Here is a 23,622-nt window from a genome sequence, read left to right as displayed (position 1 = left end):
GAACGGTCTTTTCCGGTCCCGCCCTACCTTTTCCCGCCCCCCCATCCAAGGGGACAGCGAAGGCTCTAGCTCTCGTCTTCCTGGGTGCAGAAGTACTCGATGGTCTTTGTCGCGCAGGTGCGGCAATAACCGAGCTTGCCGAGCATGGTCACGATCATCCGGTCGTAGAGCTTCTGGTTTTCCTCGTTCGTGCGGTTGGCGAGGGCGCCGATCAGGCTCCCCGCGCCGGCGATGTCCGACTTCAGCCTCACGTCGGTGATCGCCTTCACGAGCTCCAGGTTGTCCATGAAGTCGTAGTTGGGGTCGACCGATATCTTCTGCCCGTAGATCTTCCGGATGGAGGTGCGGAACGACGCCCGCTGCTCCTCGGTCTTCAGACCTATCCTCTCCTCGACGCTCTTCACGTAGCGCTCGTCGATCTTCAGCGCCCTCAGCTCGCCTGACTGGGGATCCTTGTACTTCCACATGCGGTCCGGCCCCAGGTTCTCCGCGTCGATCCCGATGATCATGTTGACGTAGTTCATCACGTCCTTGCGGATGGCGAACGGCTCGTCCATATAGGCATTGAACATCTCCGTCATGATCCGCTCGCGGTAGAGCTTCTTCCCGGTCTTCAAATCTTCCAGGTATTTGGCGCGCTCGTTTGTATCCACCACATAGTCGAGCACGACCCGCTCCAGCGCCTTGAAGATGTCGTAGGCGGTCATGCAGCGCCCCTCGTTCGTCTCGGAGCTCTCCTTGAGTATCTGGATGGAGCGCCCGAGACTGCGGTGCCCGAGCCCCTTCTGACCGAAGCGTTTCGTGATGTCCGGCTCCTGGCCGAGGGTGTCGATGACCTCGGCGAGCGCTTTTATGCTCTTTTCACCCGCAACCTCGCCGGCGGCGAGCTTCATCGTCTCGATGGGGGTGAGCTTCTCGCTGCGGGGGAGCCGGGTGAGGACGACAGAGACCGAGGTCGCGTAGTTCAGGTTCGGGTCCTGGTGCAGTTCCTCCCGGGTCAGCGTCGTCTTCGACTCGCCGCCGATGGAGTAGGAAGTGAGACCTTCCTGCATCTTGTAGTTCGTGTTGTGGGAGACGTAGCAGATGCGGCAGCGGTCGACGATCGGCGCCTCCTCCTTCTCGGCCAGGAAGCGGTTGAACTCGGAGTTGTTGCTGGTGGCGATGATCATGGAATCGATCGGCCAGCGGTACCCGTCGATCTCGATGGCCCGGTTCTGTATAACGCCGAGGTAGACCTGGACCAGGTCCTTCTTGTTCTTGAATATCTCGTCGGAGAAGTGGATCCCCCCCCCACCGACACGGGCCAGCGCTCCGCGCCTGAGATCGAAGCGGTACGGGTTGTTGGTGTCGGTGATGTGCAAAAGGCGCTGGATCGACTCCTCACCGAGGAGGTCGACAGCCGAGGAGGTGATCTTGTCCTTCGCCGGGTATTTCCCCGTCAGGGTGCCGAGCGTCTCGCTCATCGGCACCGGGATCACCTGCACCCGGTCGAGCATGGCACCCATGTCGTCGTCCAGGTGCATGCGGAGGTCGTTCCAGATGTAGCCGCTGTCCGCCCCCAGCGGGCGGTAGTTCCGGTACACCCTCTCCAGGTCCTCCTCGGAGAACCCCGCCTCGTCGGCGAGAAAGCGGCGGTTCGCCTCCGGGTCGTCGAAGAGGTTCATGGCGAGGATCATCGGATCCTCGTACGTCTGGGACTCGATCTCCCGTATCCTGCCGTAGTTCCCCATCTGGTCCATCCCCACGAACCGGAAGGTGTACTTGCGGTTTTTTGACGAGGAGAGGAAGTTGCGGTACTGGCCGCAGAGGAATTCGACGAAGAAGGTCTTGCCGTTTCCCGGTTCTCCCACGAGGACGAAGGCCATCTCCTTGCTGGAGCCCCCTTCCGCCGCGTCCTTCACGAAGGAGACGAAGCTGTTGATCTCGTCGTACATGCCGATGGTGTGCTTGCGCCCGGCCCGGAAGATGTTGAAATCATAAGTCGTCTTCGCGTTCACCACCACCTTCTCGAAACCGGCCTCGAGGATCATGCGGGAGATCCCCTGAAAGGCGTTTTCGAAGACCCGGTCCCCTTTCTTGACCGCTTCCAGGTGGTGCCGGAGCGTATTGTTGTTCTGGGCAGTCATGTGCTTCCCTCCGCAGGTTTTTTTCCCCTCCGCCACTGTCTGAAACCGCTTCTGGTAACGATAACCAGATTCATTTTATACCCCGATCTCCTGTTTGCCAACCTGTCCCCCCCCTGACAATAAGTGCAGAACCACGTTGACAATCGCATAGTTAGCTTACTCCAACATTTCAAGCTCCCGCCTCACGCGCCGCGGCTCCCACACGCCCTGCGGCTCCGGAATCTCCCTCCATTAAGTGCAATCGCTGAAAGGACAGGGATAAAGGCGGCATAACGATTTGCTCCTTAAGTATTCTCACCGGGCGCCGACTGTATACGTGGAGTGCCGAGGTCGACCGGAGCAGCCTCAAATGCATTAGTGAAAAATAATTTATTTCTCACCTCTTGCCTTTCGCGCTCTTCCATGTCTGACAAAGCGTCGGAACGTCCGCTCATACAGAAACCATCCCGCAATCGCGGCACACCGAGGCCTTTACAGGAAAGATCAATGGACAGATACAGCGCGACAGTAGCGGTACCCCCCGAGGGTACCGAAGCGACCATTACAGTCACCGGGGCGATGACCGTCGAACACGCGACGCAGATCAGGGACGACCTGCTGCACGCACTGAGCTCCGCGCAGGGGGTCGTCCTCGATCTTTCGGCGGTGGAGGAGCTCGACATCATCGGCCTGCAGCTCATCTGCGCCTTGCACCGCACGGTCACGGCGGACGGGAAGCTCCTCGAGGTAAAGGGGCTGGAAAATGGGGCGGTCAGTGCCGCGCGAATCGTGGCAGGATTCGCCGAGAAGGCGCGCTGCGCCAACGACCTGAACGGAAGCTGCGTGTGGAGCAGGAGGGAGGAGGCATGAAAGATGTGCACGCACAGGCGTATCGGGAAGAGGCGTACGAGCTCCTGAGCGAGCTGGAGTCGTCCCTGCTGGAGCTGGAGGAAAACCCGGAAGACATCGAGCTGGTTGGACGGGTTTTCCGCGCCATGCACACCATCAAGGGCTCCGGCGCCATGTTCGGCTTCGACGAGATCGCCGCCTTCACACACGAGGTGGAGACGGTCTTTGACCGGGTGCGAAACGGCGAGATGAAGGTCACGAAGACCCTGGTGACCCTGACCCTCGATGCCCGGGACCAGATCCGCGTGATGCTGGATGCCACCGGCCCCGTCGACCTGCACCGCTCCGGGGCGATCATCGCCGGTCTGCGCGGGCTATGCGAGGGAAAGGGAGGTGCTGCGCCGGGCGCACCCGCGAAGGGCGCGGCGAAAGAGGCTCCCGCGGTGGAGGCGACCTACCGGATCCGCTTCGCCCCTGCGCCGGAGATCTTCTCCCGGGGCACCAACCCTGTGCACCTCCTGAACGAGCTGCGCGAGCTCGGGCGCTGCACGGTCTTTGCGCAGAGTACCGCCGTCCCCCTGCTCGGGGAGATCGACGCCGAGAGCTGCCACCTGTTCTGGGATGTCGTCCTGACGACCGACCGCGGCCTCGAGGCCATCGAGGAAGTCTTCATTTTCGTGGAGGACGACTGCACCCTCAAGATCGACCTCATCGATGATGGCGCAGGTGACCCTGAAGAGGGGAACCACAAGATGCTGGGGGAGATCCTCGTGGAGCGCGGGGACCTGAGCCTCGATGAGATGAAGTCGGTGCTGGCCAGCAGGAAACTCCTGGGAGAGATCCTGGTGGAAAAGGGGCTGGTCTCCCCGGAGACGATCGCCTCCGCCCTCGCCGAGCAGCAGCATGTAAAGGAGGTGCAGAAGGAGCGGCAGAGCCAGGAGGGGTCAGCCTCCATCCGCGTACCGGCCCACAAGCTCGATCTCCTGGTGAACTTGGTGGGGGAATTGGTGACGGTCCAGGCGCGACTCTCCCAGACGACGGCGGGGCGCAAGGACCCGGAGATGAAGTCGATCGCCGAGGAGGTGGAGCGGCTTACAGCCGAGCTGCGGGACAACGTGCTGAACATACGGATGCTCCCCATCGGCAGCACCTTTTCGAAATTCAAGAGGCTGGTGCGAGACCTCTCCCAGGAGCTCGGGAAGGAGATCGAGATGACCACGGAGGGGGCGGAGACGGAGCTGGACAAGACGGTCATAGAGAAGCTCAACGACCCCCTCGTGCACCTTATCAGAAACAGCATCGACCACGGGATAGAGGCGCCGGAGGCGCGCGCCGCAGCCGGGAAGCCGCGTCAGGGGAAGGTGCATCTGGCGGCGCGCCATTCCGGGGACAGCGTGGTCATCACCATTGCCGACGACGGCGCGGGGCTGGACCGTGAAAGGATCCGCGGGAAGGCGGTGGAAAAGGGGCTCATCTCCCCGACGGCGGAGCTCTCCGACAGGGAGATCTTTGCCCAGATTTTCGCCCCCGGCTTCTCCACCGCGCAAAAGGTCACCAGCGTCTCCGGGCGGGGAGTCGGGATGGACGTGGTGAAGCGCGCCATAGACGCCTTGCGCGGCACCATCGAGATCAGCAGCGTGCGCGGCCGCGGTGCGACCATCTCGGTGCGCATCCCCCTTACCCTGGCGATCATCGAGACGCTCCTCGTAAAGATCGGAAGCGACCGCTTCCTGATCCCCCTCTCCCTGGTGGACGAGGTGGTATTCCTCACCCGGGACCAGGTGGAGAAGTCGCACGGCAGGAACCTCGTACCGGTGCGCGGCCAGCTCATCCCCTACCTTCCCTTGCGGCAGCGCTTCAACGTGGCGGGAAAGCGCCCCGACTTCGAGCAGGTGGTGATCACCCGCGTCGGCGAGACGACCGTCGGGGTGGTGGTCGACCACGTCATCGGAGAGCACCAGACGGTCATCAAGTCGCTCGGGCACGCCTACAAGGATCTGGAAGGGGTTTCCGGGGCCACGATCCTCGGTGACGGTGCGGTCGCCCTCATCCTGGACATACCGCAGCTGGTACGCCAGGTGGAGCTGGAGGGGCAGTAGCACCGCACAGAGCGAAAACGGTTAGAACCTGCACACTCGTAGGGAGGTAATCCCTTACGCCTTTCAGGCTTTGCCTGATCCACATCGATTCACTCGTGCCGATAGGAAGTGATGACGCCGTAACACGGTTCCGCTGTCCACACCAAAGGAGAACTCCATGAACCTGCTCAACCGTCTGACCATCAGCAAGAAGCTCCTCATCTCCTTCCTCCTCCTCTCCGCGATCACCGCCGTCGTCGGCGTCGTGGGCATCAGGAACATGTCGAAGATCAACGACATGGCCGACCAGATGTACCTGAAGGAACTGCGCGGCCTCTCCTATGCCAAGGAAGCGAACATCGACCTCATGTACATGGCGCGGGCGGAAAAGAACATCCTCCTCTCCAGCAGCAAGACGGAGCGGGAGAAATTCCTGCAGCTCTACCAGACGGCTGAGAAGCTGTACACGGAAAACATGGATAAGGCTCGCCTCCTTTTCACGTCGGAAAAGGGGAAGGCGACTGTGGCGAAGCTCGACAAGGCCTGGGCCGAGTACCTGCCGGTGAGCAAGAAGGTGGTGCAGCTAGCCCTAAGTGAAGACTTCCAGAAGAGCAGGCAGTCTGCCGAGCTTTCAATGGGGGAGGGACGCCAGAAGATCACCGTGGTGGACGATACCCTCACGGAGCTCGCCCAGCTGAAGGAGGGGAACGCCAAGGACCTCTCCAACATCACCACCGAGATTTACAAGGAAAGCCGGGCGTACCTCATAGCACTTGTCGTCGGATGCGTCCTCTTCGGTATGGGGATGGGGATCTTCCTCTCCCGCAACATCGGGAGGATACTCAAGTCTCTGCTGGACGAGAGTAGCCGCCTCACTGAAGCGGCTGTGCAGGGGAAACTGGGCACCCGCGGCGACGTGCAGAAGATCAACTTCGAGTTCCGCGGCGTCGTGGAGGGTATGAACCAGACGCTCGACGCGGTGGTCGGCCCGCTGAGGGTCGCCGCCGGGTATGTGGACCGCATCTCCAAAGGTGACATCCCCCCGAAGATAAGCGATACCTACCAGGGCGATTTCAACGAGATAAAGCTGAACCTCAACAACTGTATCGACAACGTCAATGCTCTCGTGGCGGACGCAAATCTCCTGGCCGAGAGCGCCGTGCAGGGTAAACTCGCCACCCGTGCCGACGCCTCGCGCCACAGCGGCGACTTCCGCAGGATCGTGCAGGGGGTGAACGACACGCTCGACGCGGTCATCGGCCCGCTGAACGTCGCAGCAGGGTACGTCGAGCGGATATCCAAGGGGGATCTCCCCCCGAGGATCGTCGAGGCCTACAACGGCGAGTTCAACACCATCAAGAACAACCTCAACGTCCTCATCGACGCCATGAAGACCATCACCCAGGCCGCCAAGGAGATCGCCGGAGGAAACCTCCTGGTCGAGATCAGGGAGCGCTCCGACGAGGACGAGCTGATGCGGGCGCTCGCCGCCATGGTGCAGCAGCTTTCCAGTGTGGTGGGCGAGGTGAAGGCGGCGGCCGACAACGTCGCTGCAGGGGCGATGGAGATGAGCTCGGGCTCCGAAAACATGAGCCAGGGCGCCACCGAGCAGGCGGCGGCCGCGGAAGAGGCATCCTCCTCCATGGAAGAGATGTCGGCAAACATCAGGCAAAATGCCGACAACGCGCTGCAGACCGAGAAGATCGCCGTGAAGTCGGCACACGACGCGCTCGAAGGCGGGAAAGCGGTGGCGCAGACGGTGGTCGCCATGAAGGAGATCGCAGGGAAGATCGGCATCATCGAGGAGATCGCGCGCCAGACGAACATGCTGGCACTGAACGCGGCTATCGAGGCAGCGCGCGCAGGGGAGCACGGGAAAGGGTTTGCGGTGGTGGCGAGCGAGGTGAGAAAGCTGGCCGAGAGAAGCCAGGCCGCAGCAGGGGAGATCAGCGAGCTCTCCGTCTCCAGCGTAGCAGTTGCCGAAGAGGCCGGCGCCATGCTGAACCGGCTGGTGCCGGACATCCAGAAGACCGCAGAGCTGGTGCAGGAGATCAGCGCCGCCTCCAAGGAGCAGGATGCGGGAGCGGTGCAGATCAACAAGGCGATCCAGCAGCTCGACCAGGTCATCCAGCAAAACGCAGGCGCGGCGGAAGAGATGAGCTCCACCGCGGAGGAGCTCTCGAGCCAGGCAGAGCAGTTGCAGGGGGCGGTCGGCTTCTTCAAGGTGCAGACCACAGGAGTCGTGCAAAGACACGCGGAGCGCCGCGCCAAGCCGGTGGCGACACCGAAGCACCCGCTGGCGCACCAGGATTCCTGCTCGAGAAAGGGACACTCCCTGGTAATGGGTGAAGGATCGGCCCTGCCGGACGGAGAGTTCGAGCGGTATTGATCAGCACCTGAAAAGGTAGGGACAACGGGGGGCGCGCCAAGCCGCGCCCCTTTCTCCACCGCGCCTTCTTCGTTTTTCCCTTTCACTCGGATATCCCTGAAACCCTCCCTTTCGCAAGAAGGGGCACCCGCACGCCACGGTACAGCCCCCTCCACTCTTCCGGAGGGGGCGACGGCGTCCCAACAGAAGCTCTCCCTTTTCCGTACCCGATTCCCCTCCAGGAAATGCCGGCAGCTAATATCATCATAGGAGTACCAGCATGAAAATCGGGCAGAAACTCTTCCTCGCCTCGGCCATCAACATCCTCTTTCTCGCCATCGTCGGCGGAATGGGTGTGTACGAGCTGTCCCAACTCTCTGCACTGAACAGCCGCCTCATAGACCGCGAGGCGAAGCTCGTGGAATACGCCCAGCGGGCGCGGGCCAACATCAACATGATGCGGCGCTACGAAAAGGACAGTTTCTTGAGTGTGGGGAACGCTGCGAAGGTAGAGGAGTACCGCGTGAAGTGGGACCAGTCGCTGGAGCACTTCCGCTCACGTCTCGCCGCCGTCGAAAAGCTCCTCAGCGACCCCCGCGACAGCGCCGTCGTTGCTGCCATACGTCAGGCGGCCGATGCCTACGCGGCTGGATACCATCGGGTCCTGCAGGACGTGCAGGCCGGAAAGATAAGGAGCCCGCAGGAAGCCTCCACCGCCATCGGGCAGTACAAGGAGGCAACACACCAGAGTGAGCAGATGGTGACCGAGTTCGCCACCGGGATCGATGCGAGAATGCAGAAGATGAAGGGGGAGTCGGCAGCGCAGGCGAAAACCACACTCATCACGGTCACCGCAGTGCTGGGGCTTGCCATTGCACTCGCCCTCGGTGTGGCGGCGTACCTAGCCCGCAGCATCCTTATCCCCGTCAGGCGCTGCATCAGTGCCGCGGAACGCATTGCGGAGGGTGACATGGGGGTCGAGTTCGACACCTCCGCCCATGACGAGACGGGGATGCTGCAGAGGGCGATGGAGAAGATGGCTGTCTCCGTGCGCTCCGTCATTGAGGATGCCTCAGCGCTCACCGAGGATGCCCTGGCCGGGAACCTCTCCAGCCGCGCCGACGCCTCGCGCCATCAGGGCGACTTCCGGAAAATCATCGCCGGTGTCAACGAGACACTGGACGCGGTGGTGACTCCGCTCAGCGTGGCGGCGGAGTACGTCGACCGCATCTCGAAGGGGGACATCCCGCCGCGGATTACCGACTCCTACCGGGGCGACTTCAACGAGATCAAGAACAACCTGAAAAACTGCATCGACATCATGAATAACCTCCTCTCGGAGGCGGACCGCCTGGCCGGTGCCTGTGCTCGCGGTGAGCTCGACGAGCGGGCGGACGGGGAGCGTTTTGTAGGCGGGTGGCAGCAGCTGGTGTGCGGCATGAACAACATCGTGGAGAACATCGTCTCCCCCCTCATGCTGGCGGCGCGATACCTGGACCAGGTCGCTAAGGGGGTGATCCCCCCCGCCATAACGGAGGAGTACCGGGGGCAGTACAATCTGATCAAGAACAACCTGAACGGGCTCGTCGCTACGATGAACGACCTCCTCACGGAGACGCGGATCCTGATAACCGCTGCCGCAGAGGGGAGGCTGGACCAGCGCGCGGATGCCTCCCTCTTTGTGGGTGAGTGGCACCGGCTGGTGCAGGGGGTAAACGACACGGTGACCAACATCGTTACCCCCCTCATGTCCACCGCCGAGTACATCGACCGCATCAGCAAGGGGAACATCCCCCCGAAGGTCACCCAGCAGTACCTCGGCCAATACAATGTCATCAAGGAAAACCTGAACGCCCTCATTGACTCCATGACCACCATCGCCGCAGCGGCGCAGGCGATCGCCGAAGGAAACCTGCTGGTGGAGGTACAAGAACGCTCCCCGGAAGACGAGCTTATGCAGGCACTCGCCTCGATGGTGCAGCAGCTCTCCCACGTGGTGGGCGAGGTGAAGGCTGCCGCCGACAACGTCGCCTCCGGCAGTGGCGAGCTCAGCACAAGCGCGGAGTCCCTTTCGGAGGGCGCCACGCAGCAGGCGGCCGCTGCGGAGGAGGCGTCGTCATCGACGGAGCAGATGTCGGCCAACATCAGGCAGAACGCGGACAACGCGCTGCAGACCGAGAAGATTGCCATGAAATCCGCCCACGATGCCCTGACAGGGGGGAAGGCGGTCGAGCAGACAGTCGCCGCGATGAAGGAGATCGCAGGGAAGATCGGGATCATCGAGGAGATCGCGCGGCAGACGAACATGCTTGCGCTGAACGCTGCCATCGAGGCGGCGCGCGCAGGGGAGCACGGCAAGGGTTTTGCCGTGGTGGCGAGCGAGGTGCGAAAGCTTGCCGAAAGAAGCCAGACCGCGGCAGGGCAGATAAGCGAGCTGTCGGTCACCAGCGTGGCGGTGGCAGAAGAGGCCGGGGAAATGCTGAACCGGCTCGTTCCGGACATTCAGAAGACCGCGGAACTGGTGCAGGAAATCAGCGCGGCATCGAGGGAACAGGACACAGGTGCGCTGCAGATCAACAAGGCGATCCAGATGCTAGACCAGGTTATCCAGCAAAACGCCGGCGCGGCGGAGGAGATGAGTTCCACGGCAGAGGAACTCGCAAGCCAGGCAGAGCAGTTACAGGCGGCGGTCTCCTTTTTTAAGGTGGCGGGCTCGGAAAGTGCGCAGCCGCGGCGCCGTCCGGTCCCGAAAGGGGCGGTGAAGACCCGTTCTCTCCTTGTGCACCCGGAGCCGGGCAGGAAAGGTTCCGGAATGTGCATAGCAATGGGCGATGCAGGGACAGCGGGCGACATAGGGTTTGAGAGATTCTGACCCAGCGTGAAGATGCGAGGGGGCGCCGGTACAGCGCCCCCTTTTTTTCGGCCCCTCCCGCTTCATACTGAAACAGGCAGGCACCGTCTGTTCCCTCGAATGAGCGGCGACCTGTTCCTTCTCTTCCCCCGCTGCAACTTCGTCTCTCCAGAATCATCTTCGAGATCCCTTCCCTGCCCTTTCTCTGACAGGCGCCGTTGCAACGGAGCCGCTCTGTGTTAACTTTTTGGCGTCTTCAACATTAAGGAGCCTGCACTCGAACCAGCGAAAGCCGTATACTATGGAAATGGCACAGCACATAGGTAAAGAGGCATGAAATGGTGAACCGGGCGCAGGAAACACGCGGCGTGACCCTCCTCCTTGTCGAGGATGAGGCGCAGGCGCGCAACATGATGGGAAGAAGCATCTCCCTCAAGTACCCCGGCCTCACCCTGCACCAGGCCGAAAATGGCGCTATGGGACTTGAGCTTTTCCTCCAGCACCGGCCGGAGATCGTCGTCACCGACGTCAGCATGCCGGTCATGGACGGCATCCAGATGGCGCGCGAGATCAAAAGGCACAATCGCGAGGTCATCATCGCCGCCGTCACCGCCCACTCCGACAGCAACTTTCTCCTCAGCGCCATAGAAATAGGGATCGACCACTACATCCTCAAGCCGGTCAATCACCGTCAGTTTTTCGCCCTCCTGGACAAGATCATCGAGGAAGTCCTCCTGAAGCGCCTTGTCAACGACCAGAACGAGTACATCCGCAAACTCTCCCGCGCAGTCGAGCAGAGCCAGAGCATGGTGGTGATCACCGACAAAGACGGCGATATCGAGTATGTGAACCCGAAGTTCTGCGAGTTCACCGGGTACGCCACTGACGAGGTGTTGGGGATGAACCAGCGCGAGCTGGCGACGGATGCGGCCGCGACGTACGAGGAGATGTGGGGCACCGTGAACAGGGGGATTGACTGGCGCGGAGAGTTTCCCGGCAAAAAGAAGGCCGGGGAGATCTTCTACGAGCTCGCCACCGTCTCTCCGATCAAGGACGAGGAAGGAGCAATCGTCAACATCGTCTCGGTGAAGCAGGACATAACCGACGCAAAGAGGCAGGAGGCGGAGATACAGAGGCTGAAGAACTACCTCGCCGACATCATAAACTCCATGCCGTCCGTTCTCGTCGGCATCGGCGCCGACGACCATATCACCCAGTGGAATCGTCAGGCGGAGCTGGTGACGGGGCTCTCGGAATCTGACGCGCTCGGCCGGCTCCTCGGCGAGGTGCTGCCAGAGTTCCACGCCACCGTCGCGGAGCTGCGCACCCAGGTCGAGCAGGATCATGAGCCGAAGAGCGCCGAGAGGTTCGAATTGCACCGCGGAGAGGAGCGGCACATCTACGATATCGTGATATACCCCCTTTCGTACGACGAGGCGGAGGGGGCGGTGCTGAAGATCGACGACGTGACGGAAAAGGTGCGGACGCAGGAGCTCATGCTGCAGTCGGAGAAGATGGCATCGCTGGGGCGGCTCGCCTTCGGGATGGCGCACGAGGTCAACAACCCCTTGCACGTGGTCAGCCAGGCGGCACGCAACATCGAGCGGCGCCTCAGCAACGATTCCCCCCCCAACATGGAGGCTGCCGCCGCTCTCGGACTCACCATGGACCGGCTCCAGGCGTACTTCGAGGAGCGGCAGATCCAGAAGTTCATCGACGCCATCCGCGAGTCGACCGCCCACGCCGGGCACATCGTCAACAGCATCTTGCGTCTGAGCCAGGCAGAGACCGCCCAGGCACAGCTCTCAAACCTCACCGAAGTCGTGGAGCATGCCCTCGACCTCTCCTCGCGCAGCATCGAACTCAGGAGAAAGTGCGAGTTCTCCCGCATCGAGATCGTGCGCCACTACCAGCCGGACCTGCCGCAGGTGCCGATGGTGGCGGTGGAAATCGAGCAGGTGCTGGTGAATCTTTTCGTCAATGCGGCTCAGGCGATGTGCGACGCGCCGGGAGACCAGCCGCCTCGCATCACGGTGAAGCTGTGGAAGGAAGATCTTTTCATGGCGGTCGAGGTCGATGACAACGGTCCCGGCATGCCGGAAGACGTACGGCAGCGGGTATTTGAGCCGTTTTTTTCCACCAAGGAGGTGGGAGAGGGGACGGGTCTGGGACTGTCGGTTTCCTTCTGGATCGTGACGCAGGTGCACAAGGGACGGATGTCGGTGGAGTCAGAGCCGGGCAAAGGCACCCGCGTGGTGGTAAGGCTTCCGCTCCAGTAGAGCATGAGAAGCAGCCGACTAGAAGGTTGATCCGGAATTACTGGACGAGGATTGCGCCGGGCAGTCGGCAGCGCGTCCCTCCCCTTTCAAGGGGGAGGACAGGAGGGGGATGGGGGCGGCGCTCTTCAACCTGTACCCCATCCCCACCCTGTCCCTCCCCTTGAAAGGGAGGGGACGCCCAGGCTCCTGTTCTACTAGAGAAAAGCGCGCCGTCCTAGGATGAACCGATACAAACGCGCCCTCTCCCGGCGGGGAAGAGGGCGTTTCTGTTTCGTCCATATGTGATGCGCCGAAATGCTATGGCGGCTGCGCCGCCAACCCAGGCAATGATGCCTGCGCTCCGGCGCCCGCGCCCGCACGGTACGCTCATCGCGCTCTCAAGCCCCTTTCGGCCCCAACCACTCCGGGTTATGATATGTGCCGTCGAAGTCGCGTGAGGTCTTGTACTTTTCGAACGCACCGTCCTTTGCCGCTTTCGCGGTGCGCGACAGGAGCGCGACCACCTCGGCCTCCTTCAGCGGCTTGAAACCGCGGGCTGCCTTCAGCGCCTGCTGCAGAATGGGCACCGAGTCGCAGCCGGTTATCACCACACTGGTGGGAAGGCTCATGGCGTAGTGGAGGCATTCAACGGGCGTCACCACCTTGCTTTGCAGAAGTATCCCGTCCCCCATCGACTTCATCCCCAGGACCCCGATTTTGTGCTTCAGGAGGACCGGGAGCACCTTCTTTTCGAAGCTGTCGAAGTGAGCGTCCATCACGTTTAGCGGCAACTGCACGGTGTCGAAGGTGAACCCGTGGCTGAAGGCGGTTTCCAGCATCTTCAGATGGATTGCGGGGCTCTTGTGCCCTGTGAAGCCTATGTAGCGGACCTTCCCCGCCTTCTTCGCCTCCAGGAGCGCCTCCATCGCGCCCCCGGGTCGGAACGCCTTCTCCGCGTCGGAATCACGGATCACCTCGTGGAGCTGCATGAGGTCGATGCGATCGGTACGGAGCCGCCGCAGCGACTCCTCTATCTGCTTCGCCGCGGTCGCCTTGTCCCGCCCGTCTATCTTCGACATGAGAAAGACCTTCTGCCGCGCGCCCTCCAGCGCCTTCCCCATCCGCTCTTCGCTGGCGCCGTTGTTGTAGTCCCAGCAGTTGTCCATGAAGTTGATGCCGCTGTCTATGGCGGTGCGGATGATCCTGATACTTTCTTTCTCATCCTCCTGCTTGCCGATGTGGAAGCCACCGAGACCGATGACGGATACCTTCTCACCGGTACGCCCGAGCGTCCGGTACGGCATGTCCTGGTCCCGGAGTGCCGCGAGAATCGGCTCAGGAAAGATGGATGATACGGTCAAGGCAGCGGCCGCCGCCAGCAGTTCCCGCCGGGTGAGTCCCCCTTCCATTTCCATAGCGATCACTCCTTTTATCTGCCGGGAAGATAGGTACCTTTCCGCTCCAATCATTACCAATGGCGCATGCTTGTCAAGAATGCCCGGAGCACGCGGGGAGGCGGACGCATGTATGGATTCGAGGACTCCCGACGGGTGGGAGGGGGTGTCAGCGTCTCCTGTATTCCATGGAGCTGTACCTGAAGTTGTTCTTCCCGCTCCGTTTCGCCTCGTACATGGCGAAATCGGCTTTGGAGATGAGCTTGTTCGCGTCCTCGGCGTCGTCGGGAAAGACGCTGATCCCTATGGAGACCCCCACCGTGCAGGTGATCTCTCCGATGTGGAAGGGGGAGCTGAATGCCTCCAGTACCTTGCGCGCCACCAGCCCCGGCTCCTCCCAATGGTTGATGTCGCCGAGGATGATGATGAACTCGTCTCCCCCCATGCGGGCAACGGTGTCGGACTCACGCACGCAGAAGGTGAGACGGTGTGCCACAGCCTGCAGCAGCTCGTCCCCTGCCTGATGGCCGTGGGTATCATTGATCGCCTTGAAGCCGTCGAGGTCGAGGAAAAGGAGGGCAAAGCGGCTCCTCTTTCGCCGCGCATGTATCAACGCCTGTTCAAGACGGTCGAAAAAGAGCGCCCGGTTCGGGAGCCCGGTGAGCCTGTCGGAGTGGGCCATCTGCCCCAACTCCTTCTGCAGCCTCTTCAGCTCGCTTATGTCCTCCTTTACCCCCACGAAATGCGTTATCACCCCGGACGGATCCATGATAGGGGAGATCGACGCGAGCTCCCACACGTAGCTCCCGTCCTTGTTTCGATTGTGAAATTCGCCGTGCCACTCCCGCCCGGAGAGGATGGTCGTCCACATCTCGCGGTAGAACTGCTCCGGCAGGGCGTCCCCCTTCAAGATACGCGGGTTGTGGCCGATAACCTCCGTCAGGGAGTAGCCGGTGACCTCGCAGAACTTGAGGTTGACGTACTCGATCCTGCCGCTCACGTCGGTGATCATGACAGAGATGGGGCTGTGCTCCACCGCCGCCGCGAGCTTGCGCAGCACCTCCTCCCTGCTCTTGAGCTCCGCTATCTGGCTCTCCAGCTGTTTGTTTCTCGCCGCCAGCTCGTCACTTTCCGTCATGACGCTTCCCCCGATGGCACCACCGTCCAGCCATATGGAAATTATAAGGCGTAGCCCCTTTATATGGCAATGTGCAGGGGGTGTGGCATTGGAGCGCAAGTTGCAGTTCCGGGGGGAGCTGCATGTCCTCCGTGCATCCTCATGGACGGCCCTCCAGATCCCGGGGACAGGCAGGAGGCGCGCTTTTCCCCCGGAAAACGAGCCTAAGCCACGTCCGGAGAGCCTGAGAACCGGCGCCCGCGGCGGAAAAGGTGCTGTCGACGGAGTCCCTTTTTGCGTCGGCTCATTGACTTAAAGCGTCAAATCACTGCCCATTCTGATCCCCACAGAGGAGAAAGATGTCGATCGATCCCCTGCAGAGCACCATGCCCCTTGGCCGCGCCATTCACCCTGCCTCGGGAAAAACCGCCAGCCGCGCCTCCTTCGAGAACCTCCTTGCGCGCCTTGCGACAGAAGGGAGTGAGGCTCCGGTGAAGGATGAAGAGATCGCAGCGGAGCTTCTGCGCATCGAGATGATGCAGAACTCCCTGGCGCTGACGGGAGAGAGTCGGGGGTCGGATTCTGTGGCGAGCCCCACCCTCTCCGCGGTTCTCAAGGGTCTGGCGCGCTTTGCGGAGATCGCACCGCGTGAGGCGCAGGCTCCCCCAATGCTGGCCCGTCCCGCCGAGGGGACGGCGCAAGATAGCGATACCTCCGCCATCACTCGCACCGCCTCGCAATTCCTCGGCATTCCCTACCTCTTCGGCGGCGAGAGCCAGGAGGGGATCGACTGCTCCAGTTTTGTCCAACAGGTATTCCGGGAGCACAACATCAGGCTCCCCCGCACTGCGCGGGAGCAGATAAAGATGGGGGCGGACGTGGAGCCGGGGGATCTGAAGGAAGGGGATCTCGTCTTCTTCAGGACGTATGCGTCGTACCCCTCGCACGTCGGGATCTATCTCGGGAATGGAAAGATGATGCACGCGTCGTCGCACCAGGGTGAGGTGACGGTGTCGGATATGAACACGGACTATTTCAAGGCGAGATATCTGGGAGCGAGGCGGGTGGCGTAGATCTTCGGGGACCTGAAGGTAGGGAATCGTGTTAGGAGCGCGGGCATTGTAGGCCGGAATAAGCGGTAGCGTTTCCGGCATTTGCTGCCGCGCGGCTGCGCCTTGGTGGACCGCCGGGAACGCCTGGCGGCTTATCCCGGCCTACATGGACCATCCGCCACCCCGACGCTCACTTGAAAGGGAGGGGCCGCGGGGACCTTCCTCTATAACGTTCCGGAAACCGACGGATGGCTCCCTTTCCGGCTGTGCCGCACGTTTCCTTCTTTTTCCGCGGAAGGGTCCTGAATCAGCGTCCTGTTCTTCCCGCGTCTTTTTGCCTCGTACAGTGCCTGGTCCGCTAACCCCAAAAGCTCCCGCACGCTGCAATCTTCCTTCACGGTGCGGTTCGCCACCCCGAGGCTCGCGGTGACTTCCAGCCGCTCCCCGCAAAAATCAAAGGCCAGGGCAGCTATCCGCGACCGCAGGCGCTCCGCCACCGAATAGGCGTCCTTCACCACGGTCGCCGGCAGAAGGACCGCAAATTCCTCGCCACCGTAGCGGGCCGCCAGGTCCGCCCCGCGCAGCGCCTCCACGATAGCCTTCCCCACGGACGAAATGACTTCGTCACCTGCAGGATGCCCGAAGCGGTCGTTCACGGACTTGAAATCATCTATATCGATCATCAGCACCGACAACGGCGGGGAGTCACGTCGCTCTTCCTCGATGTCGAGGAGATCCTCAAAGGCCCTCCGGTTCAGGAGCCCCGTCATCGGGTCGCGTAGCGAAAGCTCCTGCAGCCGGCTGTGCTCGATTGCGGTGTCGAGGGCCATCGCAAGGCAGTCGGCAATCCGCTGCAAAAACTCTGCGGAGGCCTCGCGGGTTTCCTGCTCCACCTCGACGATGCGGAGTTGGCCGAGCCCCATCGGGAAGCGCACCGTGATGTCGAAGCCGGAGTCACCCCCGCTCCCGGCAAGGGAAAAGCGCCTCTTTTTCAGCAACGGGAGTTCCACAGGAGAGACATCGCAGGAGCCGCGCCCTTCCCCTTTCCGTCTCGGCATGAAGAAAACACTCTCGAGCTCCCCATCCACAAAGGAGAACTGGGCCAGCCGGTATCCGAAGTAGTCGTAGAGCGCTTGAGCGGCAATGGCACATACCACTTTGGGGTCGCGTTCGCCATAGATGGCGCGGCAGAAGTCCACCAGAAACCTCGCCTCCGCGAGCTGCTGCTCCACCGTCGCCACCCCTCCGGTCTCTTCCGGGACCTTCCACCCCGGCGAGTACGGTGCCCGCGTCTCCTCCTGCCGGTACGAACTCCTGTGACTGACTTCTCGTGTGCTCACCGCGCCTCCTCTACAGCCCTTTCGGCCTGGGTACTGCCATTCCAGTGGAAAAAAAGGGAACCATCGTGTACCGAGCGGTTCCGGATTGGAGGATTGCAACCGGTGTGCCTAAAAGGGGCGGGGCAGCTCCGCGCGGAGGAGAAGGAGAACCGTTTGCATAGATTAATCAACGAAATCAGCCGGTAACGCAGACAAAAAAAGACCGGGCCATTCCTGACCCGGCCATTCCTTGAAGCTCGGGCTCCGTTTCCTGGGGGGACCTTCCACACTCGAAAGCGCCACTCTCATGGCGCTGAAAGTCAAAAACCCGTCACGGTCCCGCCGGGAGAGCGGGAGCCGTACAGGCGTTCGACGGCGGCGCCCGGCGGACCGAGCTTTCTCCTCCGCGCCGTGCGCCACGGCGGTTTCCCCCACCCCATGTGGATCAGCGCGGCCTTCGGGATGTTTATGAAGACCTCCCGACCGGCACGCTTCACCACCGCTTCCAGCGGGATGTACAGGTCGTGGTGGGTAAAGATGCCGCGCGGGATCAGCAGATGGGCCTCCATCTCGCCGGAGTCGCCGTACACCTCGTCCACGAAGCCGATCTCCCCGTGGTCGGAGCCGAAGACCCTGTCGCCGGCCTGCACGTCCACCCGCCTTCCTCTTGCGCTCCGGAAGCCGGCGAGAAACTCGTCGGTAGTGATAACGGCGTTCGCTATCAGGGGGTAGTTCACGTGGATCGCGGCCTCATACGCCGCGATGCTGGAGGCGCCGATGGCGTCCGATATGAAGGTGACGTCGTAGCCCCCCTCCATCGCCCTGCGCCCCGTGGACTCGCAGCAGAGGTTTGCGATCATCCCGCAGATCACGAGATGGGTCACGCCAAGGCGCTCCAGGTGTTCGGGGAGGTCAGTCTCGAAAACGTCGATCCCCTTGTGCGGTTCCAGAACGATCTCCGAGTCCTTCGGTTGCAGGTCGTGGTGAAAGTCCGCACCCCAGCTCCCGGCGAGGAACATCCTCCTCTCGTACATGAGGCGGTTGATGCCGCTTCTCCTGTGCAGCTGCCCTTCGGTGTAGTCCTCCTCCGTGTAGGCCATGGGGCCGAAAATGACGGGGATACCGCAGCGTCGCGCCCCCTCGATCGCGCCCTTCAGGTGACCGATGACGTTGTTCATGGTCACCGTCTTTTTCGTCATATCCCAACCGGCGCCTCCCTCCGAGAGGAGGTCGTTCACCGGGTCTATCACGAGCAATGCGGTGCGGTCGTACGGGAAGGAAATCTCACCCTCCTGCTTCGGCAGATAACCGGGACCGCCCCTCCTCGAGCCTTCCACCGTTCCCTTGAAGGTAGCCATCGTCTCCTCCTTCATCCTGGCCCGACGCGACGACCCGGGGGCGACACTGTCCACGGGAGAGATGTCACGTCGAAGCGCTCTTCCTCATTCTACTCCAGCGGGAAGACCTCAGGCAAATCGCGCGCCAAAGCGGGAGCACCGGGAGGGACGGGTGGCTGTGATTCGACGAAAGGGAGGTCAGAAGAGGCCGAGGGTGCGCAGCTCCTCCTCGAGCTTCTGCAGCCTGATCGGCTTCACCAGGTAGGAGTCGGCGTCGCACTCGTACAGCGCCTTCATGATCGTGCGGGGATCATCGAGAGCGGTGGTCATGATCACCTTCACCCGCTCGGCCAGCTGAATCTGCATGCGCGCCTCCGCCTTCCGGATCGCCAAGACCGCCTGCAGTCCGTCTACCTCCGGCACCATGATGTCCATCAGGACGAGGTCGTAGCGCTCCCCCGACTGGAGCGCCCTCTCGAAAAGGAGCTGTGCATCCTTTCCGTTCATCACGATGTCGTAGCTGCCATGCCTGGACATCATCTTTTCCAGCACCTGGCCGGATATCTTGTCGTCCTCTACAATCAACGATTTCATAGTCGGTCCTCACATATACCGGTAAGTGCAGCAGTGGTGCACATTCTCTTTCTCGGTAGCTCACGCATTCGCGCCCTTTCGGCCGCCCCTTTCTGCCGGCGGGAACTTCTCCATGACCCGCTGCATCTCCTTGATGAGCTCCTGTGGCTTGAACGGCTTCGAGAGGTAGCCGTCGAAGCCGTCCTCCAGGAAGCGTTCCTCGTCCCCGCGCAGCGCGTAGGCGGTGACGGCGATGACCGGCTGATGAAGGGCCGTGTTCTTCTCGATCCCGCGTATCGCCTGGAGCGCGTCCCTGCCGTTCAGTACCGGCATCTGGATGTCCATCAGCACCAGGTCGAAGGAGGAGTTCTTCAGCGCCACCAGGCAATCTTTCCCGTTCACCGCCGCCACCACCTCGTGCCCCAGCTGCGTCAAAAGAGACCGTGCCAGGTTTATATTGATGTCGTTATCGTCTGCCAGAAGTACCTTGAGGGGCGCCCCCTGCCACACGATGGGGGGACACGCCTTCTTCCCTTCTGCCGGGGGGGTCTGCCCCGGAATGAACGGGAGGGTGAGGGTGAAGGAGCTTCCTTCCCCCCGCTCGCTCTCCACCGAGATCTGCCCGCGCATCAGTTGCGCGAGCCGCATGCTGATGCTCAGCCCCAGCCCGGTACCGCCATAGTTGCGCGTGACAGAGCTGTCCTCCTGGGAGAACGGCTCGAAGATGCGGTTCATCGATTCAGGGGAGATGCCGATACCGGTGTCGCGCACCGAGATCGAGACGGTCACTTCCTGCTTCGAGCGCACCACGGTCTGTGCCGAGATGGTGATTCCCCCTTGCGAGGTGAACTTTATGGCGTTCCCCAGGAGGTTCAGGATGATCTGCTTCAGCCGCAGCTGGTCCCCCACCAGTACGGGGGGGATCTTCGGGTCGATCTGCACCGCTACGGTGAGTCCTTTCCCGCTTATCAGCGATCTCTGCGTCAGGATGACGTCCTCAATGCACCGCTTCAGATTCAGCTCGGCCAGCTCGATCCTCACCTTGTGCGCCTCGATTTTCGAAAGATCGAGGACGTCGTTTATCAGGTCCAGGAGGTTGTTTCCCGACTCGCCGAGCGCCTCCACGTACTCCGCCTGCTCTTCGCTGAGCTCCGTCATCTTCAGAAGCTCCGTCATCCCCACTATTCCGTTCATGGGGGTGCGGATCTCGTGACTCATGTTCGCGAGGAAGGTGCTCTTGGCACAGTTCGCGGTCTCCGCCTCCTCCTTCGCCTTTCTGAGCTCCTCTTCCGCGCGCAGCCGCTCCGTCATGCGCTGCACCGAGTCCATGAGGAGGGTGATCTGCAGGAGGTCCGTCTGGCTGTACGGTATGGTGCTGGTGATGACAAGGACCGCGAGCACCTTCTCGCCATCGAAAGCAGGCACGCAGAGGAGGTTGCAGATGCCACCCTCCTCACCGGAAGAGCGGGCTGCACTCCCCTCGGCGGTCACAAACTTCCTCGTCACCGGCTTTCGCTCGCGCAGCACCTGCTCCATCAACTCGGTCTCGCCGATATTGCAGCAGGTCCGAGAGCAGTGCGCCCAGCATCTCTCCCCCTGAGGGCGGCACTTCACCATGTCGAGTTTTCTGTCGGCCCAGCAGTAGAGCTGCCCGTTCGAGCTGCGCGTCAGCTTTATCGCCTCGTCAAGCGCAACCTCCAGGAAGTCGAAGATGTCGGTGGAGACGCTGCGCGACAGCCGCACGAGGCTTTCCATGCGCGCCTTGTTGCGCATCAGCTCGATTTCCCTGGAGGTGGTGTTTTCGTGGGAGATGACCACGTACCTCGCGTCACCCGCCTGGAAGGCGTTCGCCCTCATCACGAACCACCGCTCCTCGCAGGGGGAGTGGCAGGTGTACTCCTTCATGAAGGAGCCTCGGCTCCCGTCCATTACTCCCCGGATCCCTGCCACCGTGTAGTCTATCTCCTCCTTCACCTCGGAGAGATCACGTGAGCAGGCCTGGAGATAATTCACCCCTTCGCAGCACCTCCCGGGGACTCCCAAGTTCTGCACGGCGAAGCTCCTCCAGGCGCTGTTTGTGACGACGATCGTCCCTTCCTGGTCGATGACGCAGATATTGGCGCTCAGCCCGTCGATGGTGGAGCGGGCAAATTCCTCCGCCTGCCGGGCCGCGTCCTGCGCCCTTTTGCGGGCGGTGATGTCCCGGCAGATGATGTAGCTGTGCACCCTGCTTCTCCACAGGTAGTTCCCGAAGGAGACCTCGACGGGGAAGAAGCTGCCGTCCTTTCTCCGGTGCACCCTCTCCGCAAGGTGCCCGCCTCCCCCACCTCCAACCCGGAATTCGGGGTGACGCAGTGAATCGCGGTCGGCATCGAGAAGCCCCACCTGCATCCCCCGCAGCTCCCACGGAGAATAGCCGTACAGCTGCCGGGCCATGTCGTTGCTCTCGACGATGGCGCCGCTCTCCTGGTCGAAGAGGAATATCGCGTCTGATATCGCCGCGAAGAAGCGCTGGTACTTTTCCTCGCTCTCCTGGAAGTAGGCAAGGTGCATCGAGCAGTCGGAGAGTTGCTGGCGCAGCCTCTCCAGCTCCTCCAGGTGCCCCTGCTCTTTCTCTTCTGCAGAGGGGTCCTTCTTCATCAGAAAAGCTCTATCTTCTGCACCGGCGCCGAGGACGCACCCTTTACTCCCCCCAGCACCGCTGTGTGAGTCTCCCGCTGCGCCTGCATGACGTACTTCTCGTCAAAGGCATCCATGCAATCGCTCAGGCGGACTGCCGGCACCTCTCCCCCACCGCTGAGCCAGAGGCTCGTCTCCCGTGCCAGAGCGGTCAGCTGATCGAGCCCCTCGTTCACATGCTCCACCCGTTGCCGCATTACATCCTGGAACTGGATCTCCCCCAAGACGGTGGATACCTCCTCCACGATCGTCCGGTTCGCCTCGTCGATGCTGCGGATCACGGTCTCCAGGTGGGTGGCCGCGCTCTTGAAGCGCTCCTCGATATCCGCCAGGTTCCCCGCCATCGTCTTGAACTTCTGCGATTCCTCCTCCTCAGTGATGAGCTTTCGCGCATTGTCGGTTTCCGTCTGCGCCTGCCTTGCCACGGTGGTTATCCTGTGGGCGATCTCGTTTGCCGCCCTGTTCGTCTGCGTCGAGAGCCGGCGCACCTCGTCGGCGACGACCGCGAATCCCCGCCCGGCGTTCCCGGCGCGGGCCGCCTCTATCGCGGCGTTGAGGGCGAGCATGTTGGTACGGTCGGCGATGTCGGAGATGTCGTTTACCAGGGGACGCATCTGCTCCATCTCGTCGGAGAGCCTCTGGATCCGGCTCAGGTTGTCCTTCAGCTGGTCGGACTGCGTTTCGGAGAAGATATTGAGGGCCCTGATAACCTGGTTGTTCTTCCTGATCTGATCCCGCGTCACCTGGATGAGCTCGTTGCTCCTTTCCGAGGAGGAGCCGATCTGGTCGACCTGGAAACATGCCTTCTGGTGCACCGTCACCATCCTCTCCACCACCCCGAGGAGCGCCGTCTCCGTCTCCGCCGTCGCCTCCCGCAGCTGTGCCCCGAGGAGCTCGGTATACTGCGGCAGGTCCGATACCGTCTGGTCCAGGTGTTCCCGGATCCTCGCCTGGCTGTCGGAGCTGCTGGCCCAGGAGTGCTGCGCGAAGGTATCGAAGAGGAGGAGCTGCCTGCGGAAGATAAGGGTCAGGATGATGGCGGTGCACGCCGACACCATGAGGGCGAGAAGCGCCACCTCCAGGCGATGGGGGATGTCGATCAGCCGGCAGCACAGGTCGTCCAGGAACCAGACCGCAGCCGAAGCAGCCACCACGCAAAGGACACCCTGGAGGAGGCACTTTTTCGTCAAAAGGGACGATATGTCAAAACAGGCGGCCTGAACGGCAACTTTTCTCACGGCAACTCCTCCACCTACCGGACTAGGCGCCCGGCAAAACCTGCTTTATAACCTTTATGAGGTCGGGTCCGGCGATCGGCTTCACCAGCCACCCGGTCGCCCCGTGCTTCTTCGCTTCGTCCTTCTTCTGCTGCTGGCTCTCGGTAGTGAGGACAAGGACGGGGGTGAAACGGAAACCCGCGACGGTCCTCAGGTTCTTGATGAACTCCAGCCCCCCCATATTCGGCATGTTGATGTCGGTGATGATGAGATCGGGCTTTATCCCCGTCTTCAGGAGGTTCAGCGCCTGCACGCCGTCGCCGGCGAACTCCACCTTGTACCCCCCGAGCTCCAGGTTTGCCTTCACGCTGGTGCGCATAAGCGCCGAATCGTCGACTATCATGATCGTCTTTGCCATTTCCCCT

Annotated in this window: 15 protein-coding genes; 6 read left to right on the top strand and 9 right to left on the bottom strand. The window is 61.9% G+C overall.

The window, feature by feature from the left end:
- Positions 1 to 65: 65 nt before the first annotated feature.
- Positions 66 to 2,126 (bottom strand): serine protein kinase PrkA, encoded by a 2,061-nt coding sequence (locus LPW11_RS10270; protein ID WP_230998030.1) that lies wholly within the window; start codon positions 2,124 to 2,126, stop codon positions 66 to 68.
- Between the two features lie 486 nt (positions 2,127 to 2,612).
- Between LPW11_RS10270 and LPW11_RS10265 the strand changes: the two genes are divergently transcribed.
- From LPW11_RS10265 to LPW11_RS10245, 5 genes are all read left to right on the top strand, one after another.
- Positions 2,613 to 2,975: an STAS domain-containing protein gene (locus LPW11_RS10265; protein ID WP_230998029.1), complete on the top strand. Its 363-nt coding sequence runs from the start codon at positions 2,613 to 2,615 to the stop codon at positions 2,973 to 2,975.
- The gene (locus LPW11_RS10260; protein WP_230998028.1) at positions 2,972 to 5,053 is read left to right on the top strand and encodes a chemotaxis protein CheA; all 2,082 of its coding nucleotides are present in this window, start codon (positions 2,972 to 2,974) and stop codon (positions 5,051 to 5,053) included. Before LPW11_RS10265 ends, LPW11_RS10260 begins: the two co-directional genes overlap by 4 nt.
- 157 nt (positions 5,054 to 5,210) lie before the next feature.
- The gene (locus LPW11_RS10255; protein WP_230998027.1) at positions 5,211 to 7,421 is read left to right on the top strand and encodes a methyl-accepting chemotaxis protein; all 2,211 of its coding nucleotides are present in this window, start codon (positions 5,211 to 5,213) and stop codon (positions 7,419 to 7,421) included.
- A gap of 259 nt (positions 7,422 to 7,680) precedes the next feature.
- Positions 7,681 to 10,272, top strand: coding sequence for a methyl-accepting chemotaxis protein (locus LPW11_RS10250; protein ID WP_230998026.1), 2,592 nt, complete (start codon positions 7,681 to 7,683; stop codon positions 10,270 to 10,272).
- Positions 10,273 to 10,589: 317 nt separating this feature from the next.
- Positions 10,590 to 12,530 carry a PAS domain S-box protein gene (locus LPW11_RS10245; RefSeq protein ID WP_230998025.1) on the top strand — a complete coding sequence of 647 codons (1,941 nt, stop codon included), beginning with the start codon at positions 10,590 to 10,592 and terminating at the stop codon, positions 12,528 to 12,530.
- Positions 12,531 to 12,907: 377 nt separating this feature from the next.
- Here the strand turns inward: LPW11_RS10245 and LPW11_RS10240 are convergent, their stop codons facing one another.
- Complete coding sequence (locus LPW11_RS10240) at positions 12,908 to 13,924, bottom strand: aldo/keto reductase (protein WP_230998024.1); 1,017 nt, start codon at positions 13,922 to 13,924, stop codon at positions 12,908 to 12,910.
- Between the two features lie 148 nt (positions 13,925 to 14,072).
- A complete protein-coding gene (locus LPW11_RS10235; RefSeq protein WP_230998023.1) occupies positions 14,073 to 15,041 on the bottom strand; it encodes a GGDEF domain-containing protein in 969 nt (322 codons plus the stop codon).
- 338 nt (positions 15,042 to 15,379) lie between these two features.
- On the opposite strand from LPW11_RS10235, the gene LPW11_RS10230 reads away from it, so the two are divergent.
- On the top strand, positions 15,380 to 16,093 hold the full coding sequence (locus LPW11_RS10230) for a C40 family peptidase (protein WP_230998022.1): 714 nt from the start codon (positions 15,380 to 15,382) through the stop codon (positions 16,091 to 16,093).
- A 203-nt stretch (positions 16,094 to 16,296) separates the two neighbouring features.
- Here LPW11_RS10230 and LPW11_RS10225 read toward each other — a convergent pair whose 3' ends face one another.
- The 6 genes from LPW11_RS10225 to LPW11_RS10200 all read right to left on the bottom strand — a co-directional run bounded on the left by LPW11_RS10225 (position 16,297) and on the right by LPW11_RS10200 (position 23,615).
- On the bottom strand, positions 16,297 to 17,412 hold the full coding sequence (locus LPW11_RS10225; protein WP_230998021.1) for a GGDEF domain-containing protein: 1,116 nt from the start codon (positions 17,410 to 17,412) through the stop codon (positions 16,297 to 16,299).
- Positions 17,413 to 17,711: 299 nt separating this feature from the next.
- Positions 17,712 to 18,749: a cysteine hydrolase family protein gene (locus LPW11_RS10220; RefSeq protein WP_230998020.1), complete on the bottom strand. Its 1,038-nt coding sequence runs from the start codon at positions 18,747 to 18,749 to the stop codon at positions 17,712 to 17,714.
- Positions 18,750 to 18,926: 177 nt separating this feature from the next.
- Entirely contained in the window at positions 18,927 to 19,322 is a 396-nt protein-coding gene (locus LPW11_RS10215; protein ID WP_230998019.1) for a response regulator, read from the bottom strand.
- Between the two features lie 60 nt (positions 19,323 to 19,382).
- A complete protein-coding gene (locus LPW11_RS10210; RefSeq protein ID WP_230998018.1) occupies positions 19,383 to 21,941 on the bottom strand; it encodes an ATP-binding protein in 2,559 nt (852 codons plus the stop codon).
- Positions 21,941 to 23,218 carry a methyl-accepting chemotaxis protein gene (locus LPW11_RS10205; RefSeq protein WP_269145405.1) on the bottom strand — a complete coding sequence of 426 codons (1,278 nt, stop codon included), beginning with the start codon at positions 23,216 to 23,218 and terminating at the stop codon, positions 21,941 to 21,943. Before LPW11_RS10205 ends, LPW11_RS10210 begins: the two co-directional genes overlap by 1 nt.
- Before the next feature lie 22 nt (positions 23,219 to 23,240).
- On the bottom strand, positions 23,241 to 23,615 hold the full coding sequence (locus tag LPW11_RS10200) for a response regulator (protein ID WP_230998017.1): 375 nt from the start codon (positions 23,613 to 23,615) through the stop codon (positions 23,241 to 23,243).
- Between the last annotated feature and the right edge of the window lie 7 nt (positions 23,616 to 23,622).

The sequence above is a fragment of the Geomonas sp. RF6 genome (assembly GCF_021044625.1).
Classification (GTDB): domain Bacteria; phylum Desulfobacterota; class Desulfuromonadia; order Geobacterales; family Geobacteraceae; genus RF6.
This window is presented reverse-complemented; position numbering and strand designations above follow the sequence as displayed.

Excerpts from the sequence above, each read along its gene's own strand:
- LPW11_RS10240 (WP_230998024.1), bottom strand. The coding sequence starts at position 13,924 with ATGGAAATGGAAGGGGGACTCACCCGGCGGGAACTGCTGGCGGCGGCC.
- LPW11_RS10245 (WP_230998025.1), top strand. The coding sequence starts at position 10,590 with ATGGTGAACCGGGCGCAGGAAACACGCGGCGTGACCCTCCTCCTTGTC.
- LPW11_RS10200 (WP_230998017.1), bottom strand. The coding sequence starts at position 23,615 with ATGGCAAAGACGATCATGATAGTCGACGATTCGGCGCTTATGCGCACC.
- LPW11_RS10210 (WP_230998018.1), bottom strand. The coding sequence starts at position 21,941 with ATGAAGAAGGACCCCTCTGCAGAAGAGAAAGAGCAGGGGCACCTGGAG.
- LPW11_RS10250 (WP_230998026.1), top strand. The coding sequence starts at position 7,681 with ATGAAAATCGGGCAGAAACTCTTCCTCGCCTCGGCCATCAACATCCTC.
- LPW11_RS10215 (WP_230998019.1), bottom strand. The coding sequence starts at position 19,322 with ATGAAATCGTTGATTGTAGAGGACGACAAGATATCCGGCCAGGTGCTG.
- LPW11_RS10230 (WP_230998022.1), top strand. The coding sequence starts at position 15,380 with ATGTCGATCGATCCCCTGCAGAGCACCATGCCCCTTGGCCGCGCCATT.
- LPW11_RS10260 (WP_230998028.1), top strand. The coding sequence starts at position 2,972 with ATGAAAGATGTGCACGCACAGGCGTATCGGGAAGAGGCGTACGAGCTC.
- LPW11_RS10220 (WP_230998020.1), bottom strand. The coding sequence starts at position 18,749 with ATGGCTACCTTCAAGGGAACGGTGGAAGGCTCGAGGAGGGGCGGTCCC.
- LPW11_RS10235 (WP_230998023.1), bottom strand. The coding sequence starts at position 15,041 with ATGACGGAAAGTGACGAGCTGGCGGCGAGAAACAAACAGCTGGAGAGC.
- LPW11_RS10270 (WP_230998030.1), bottom strand. The coding sequence starts at position 2,126 with ATGACTGCCCAGAACAACAATACGCTCCGGCACCACCTGGAAGCGGTC.
- LPW11_RS10255 (WP_230998027.1), top strand. The coding sequence starts at position 5,211 with ATGAACCTGCTCAACCGTCTGACCATCAGCAAGAAGCTCCTCATCTCC.
- LPW11_RS10265 (WP_230998029.1), top strand. The coding sequence starts at position 2,613 with ATGGACAGATACAGCGCGACAGTAGCGGTACCCCCCGAGGGTACCGAA.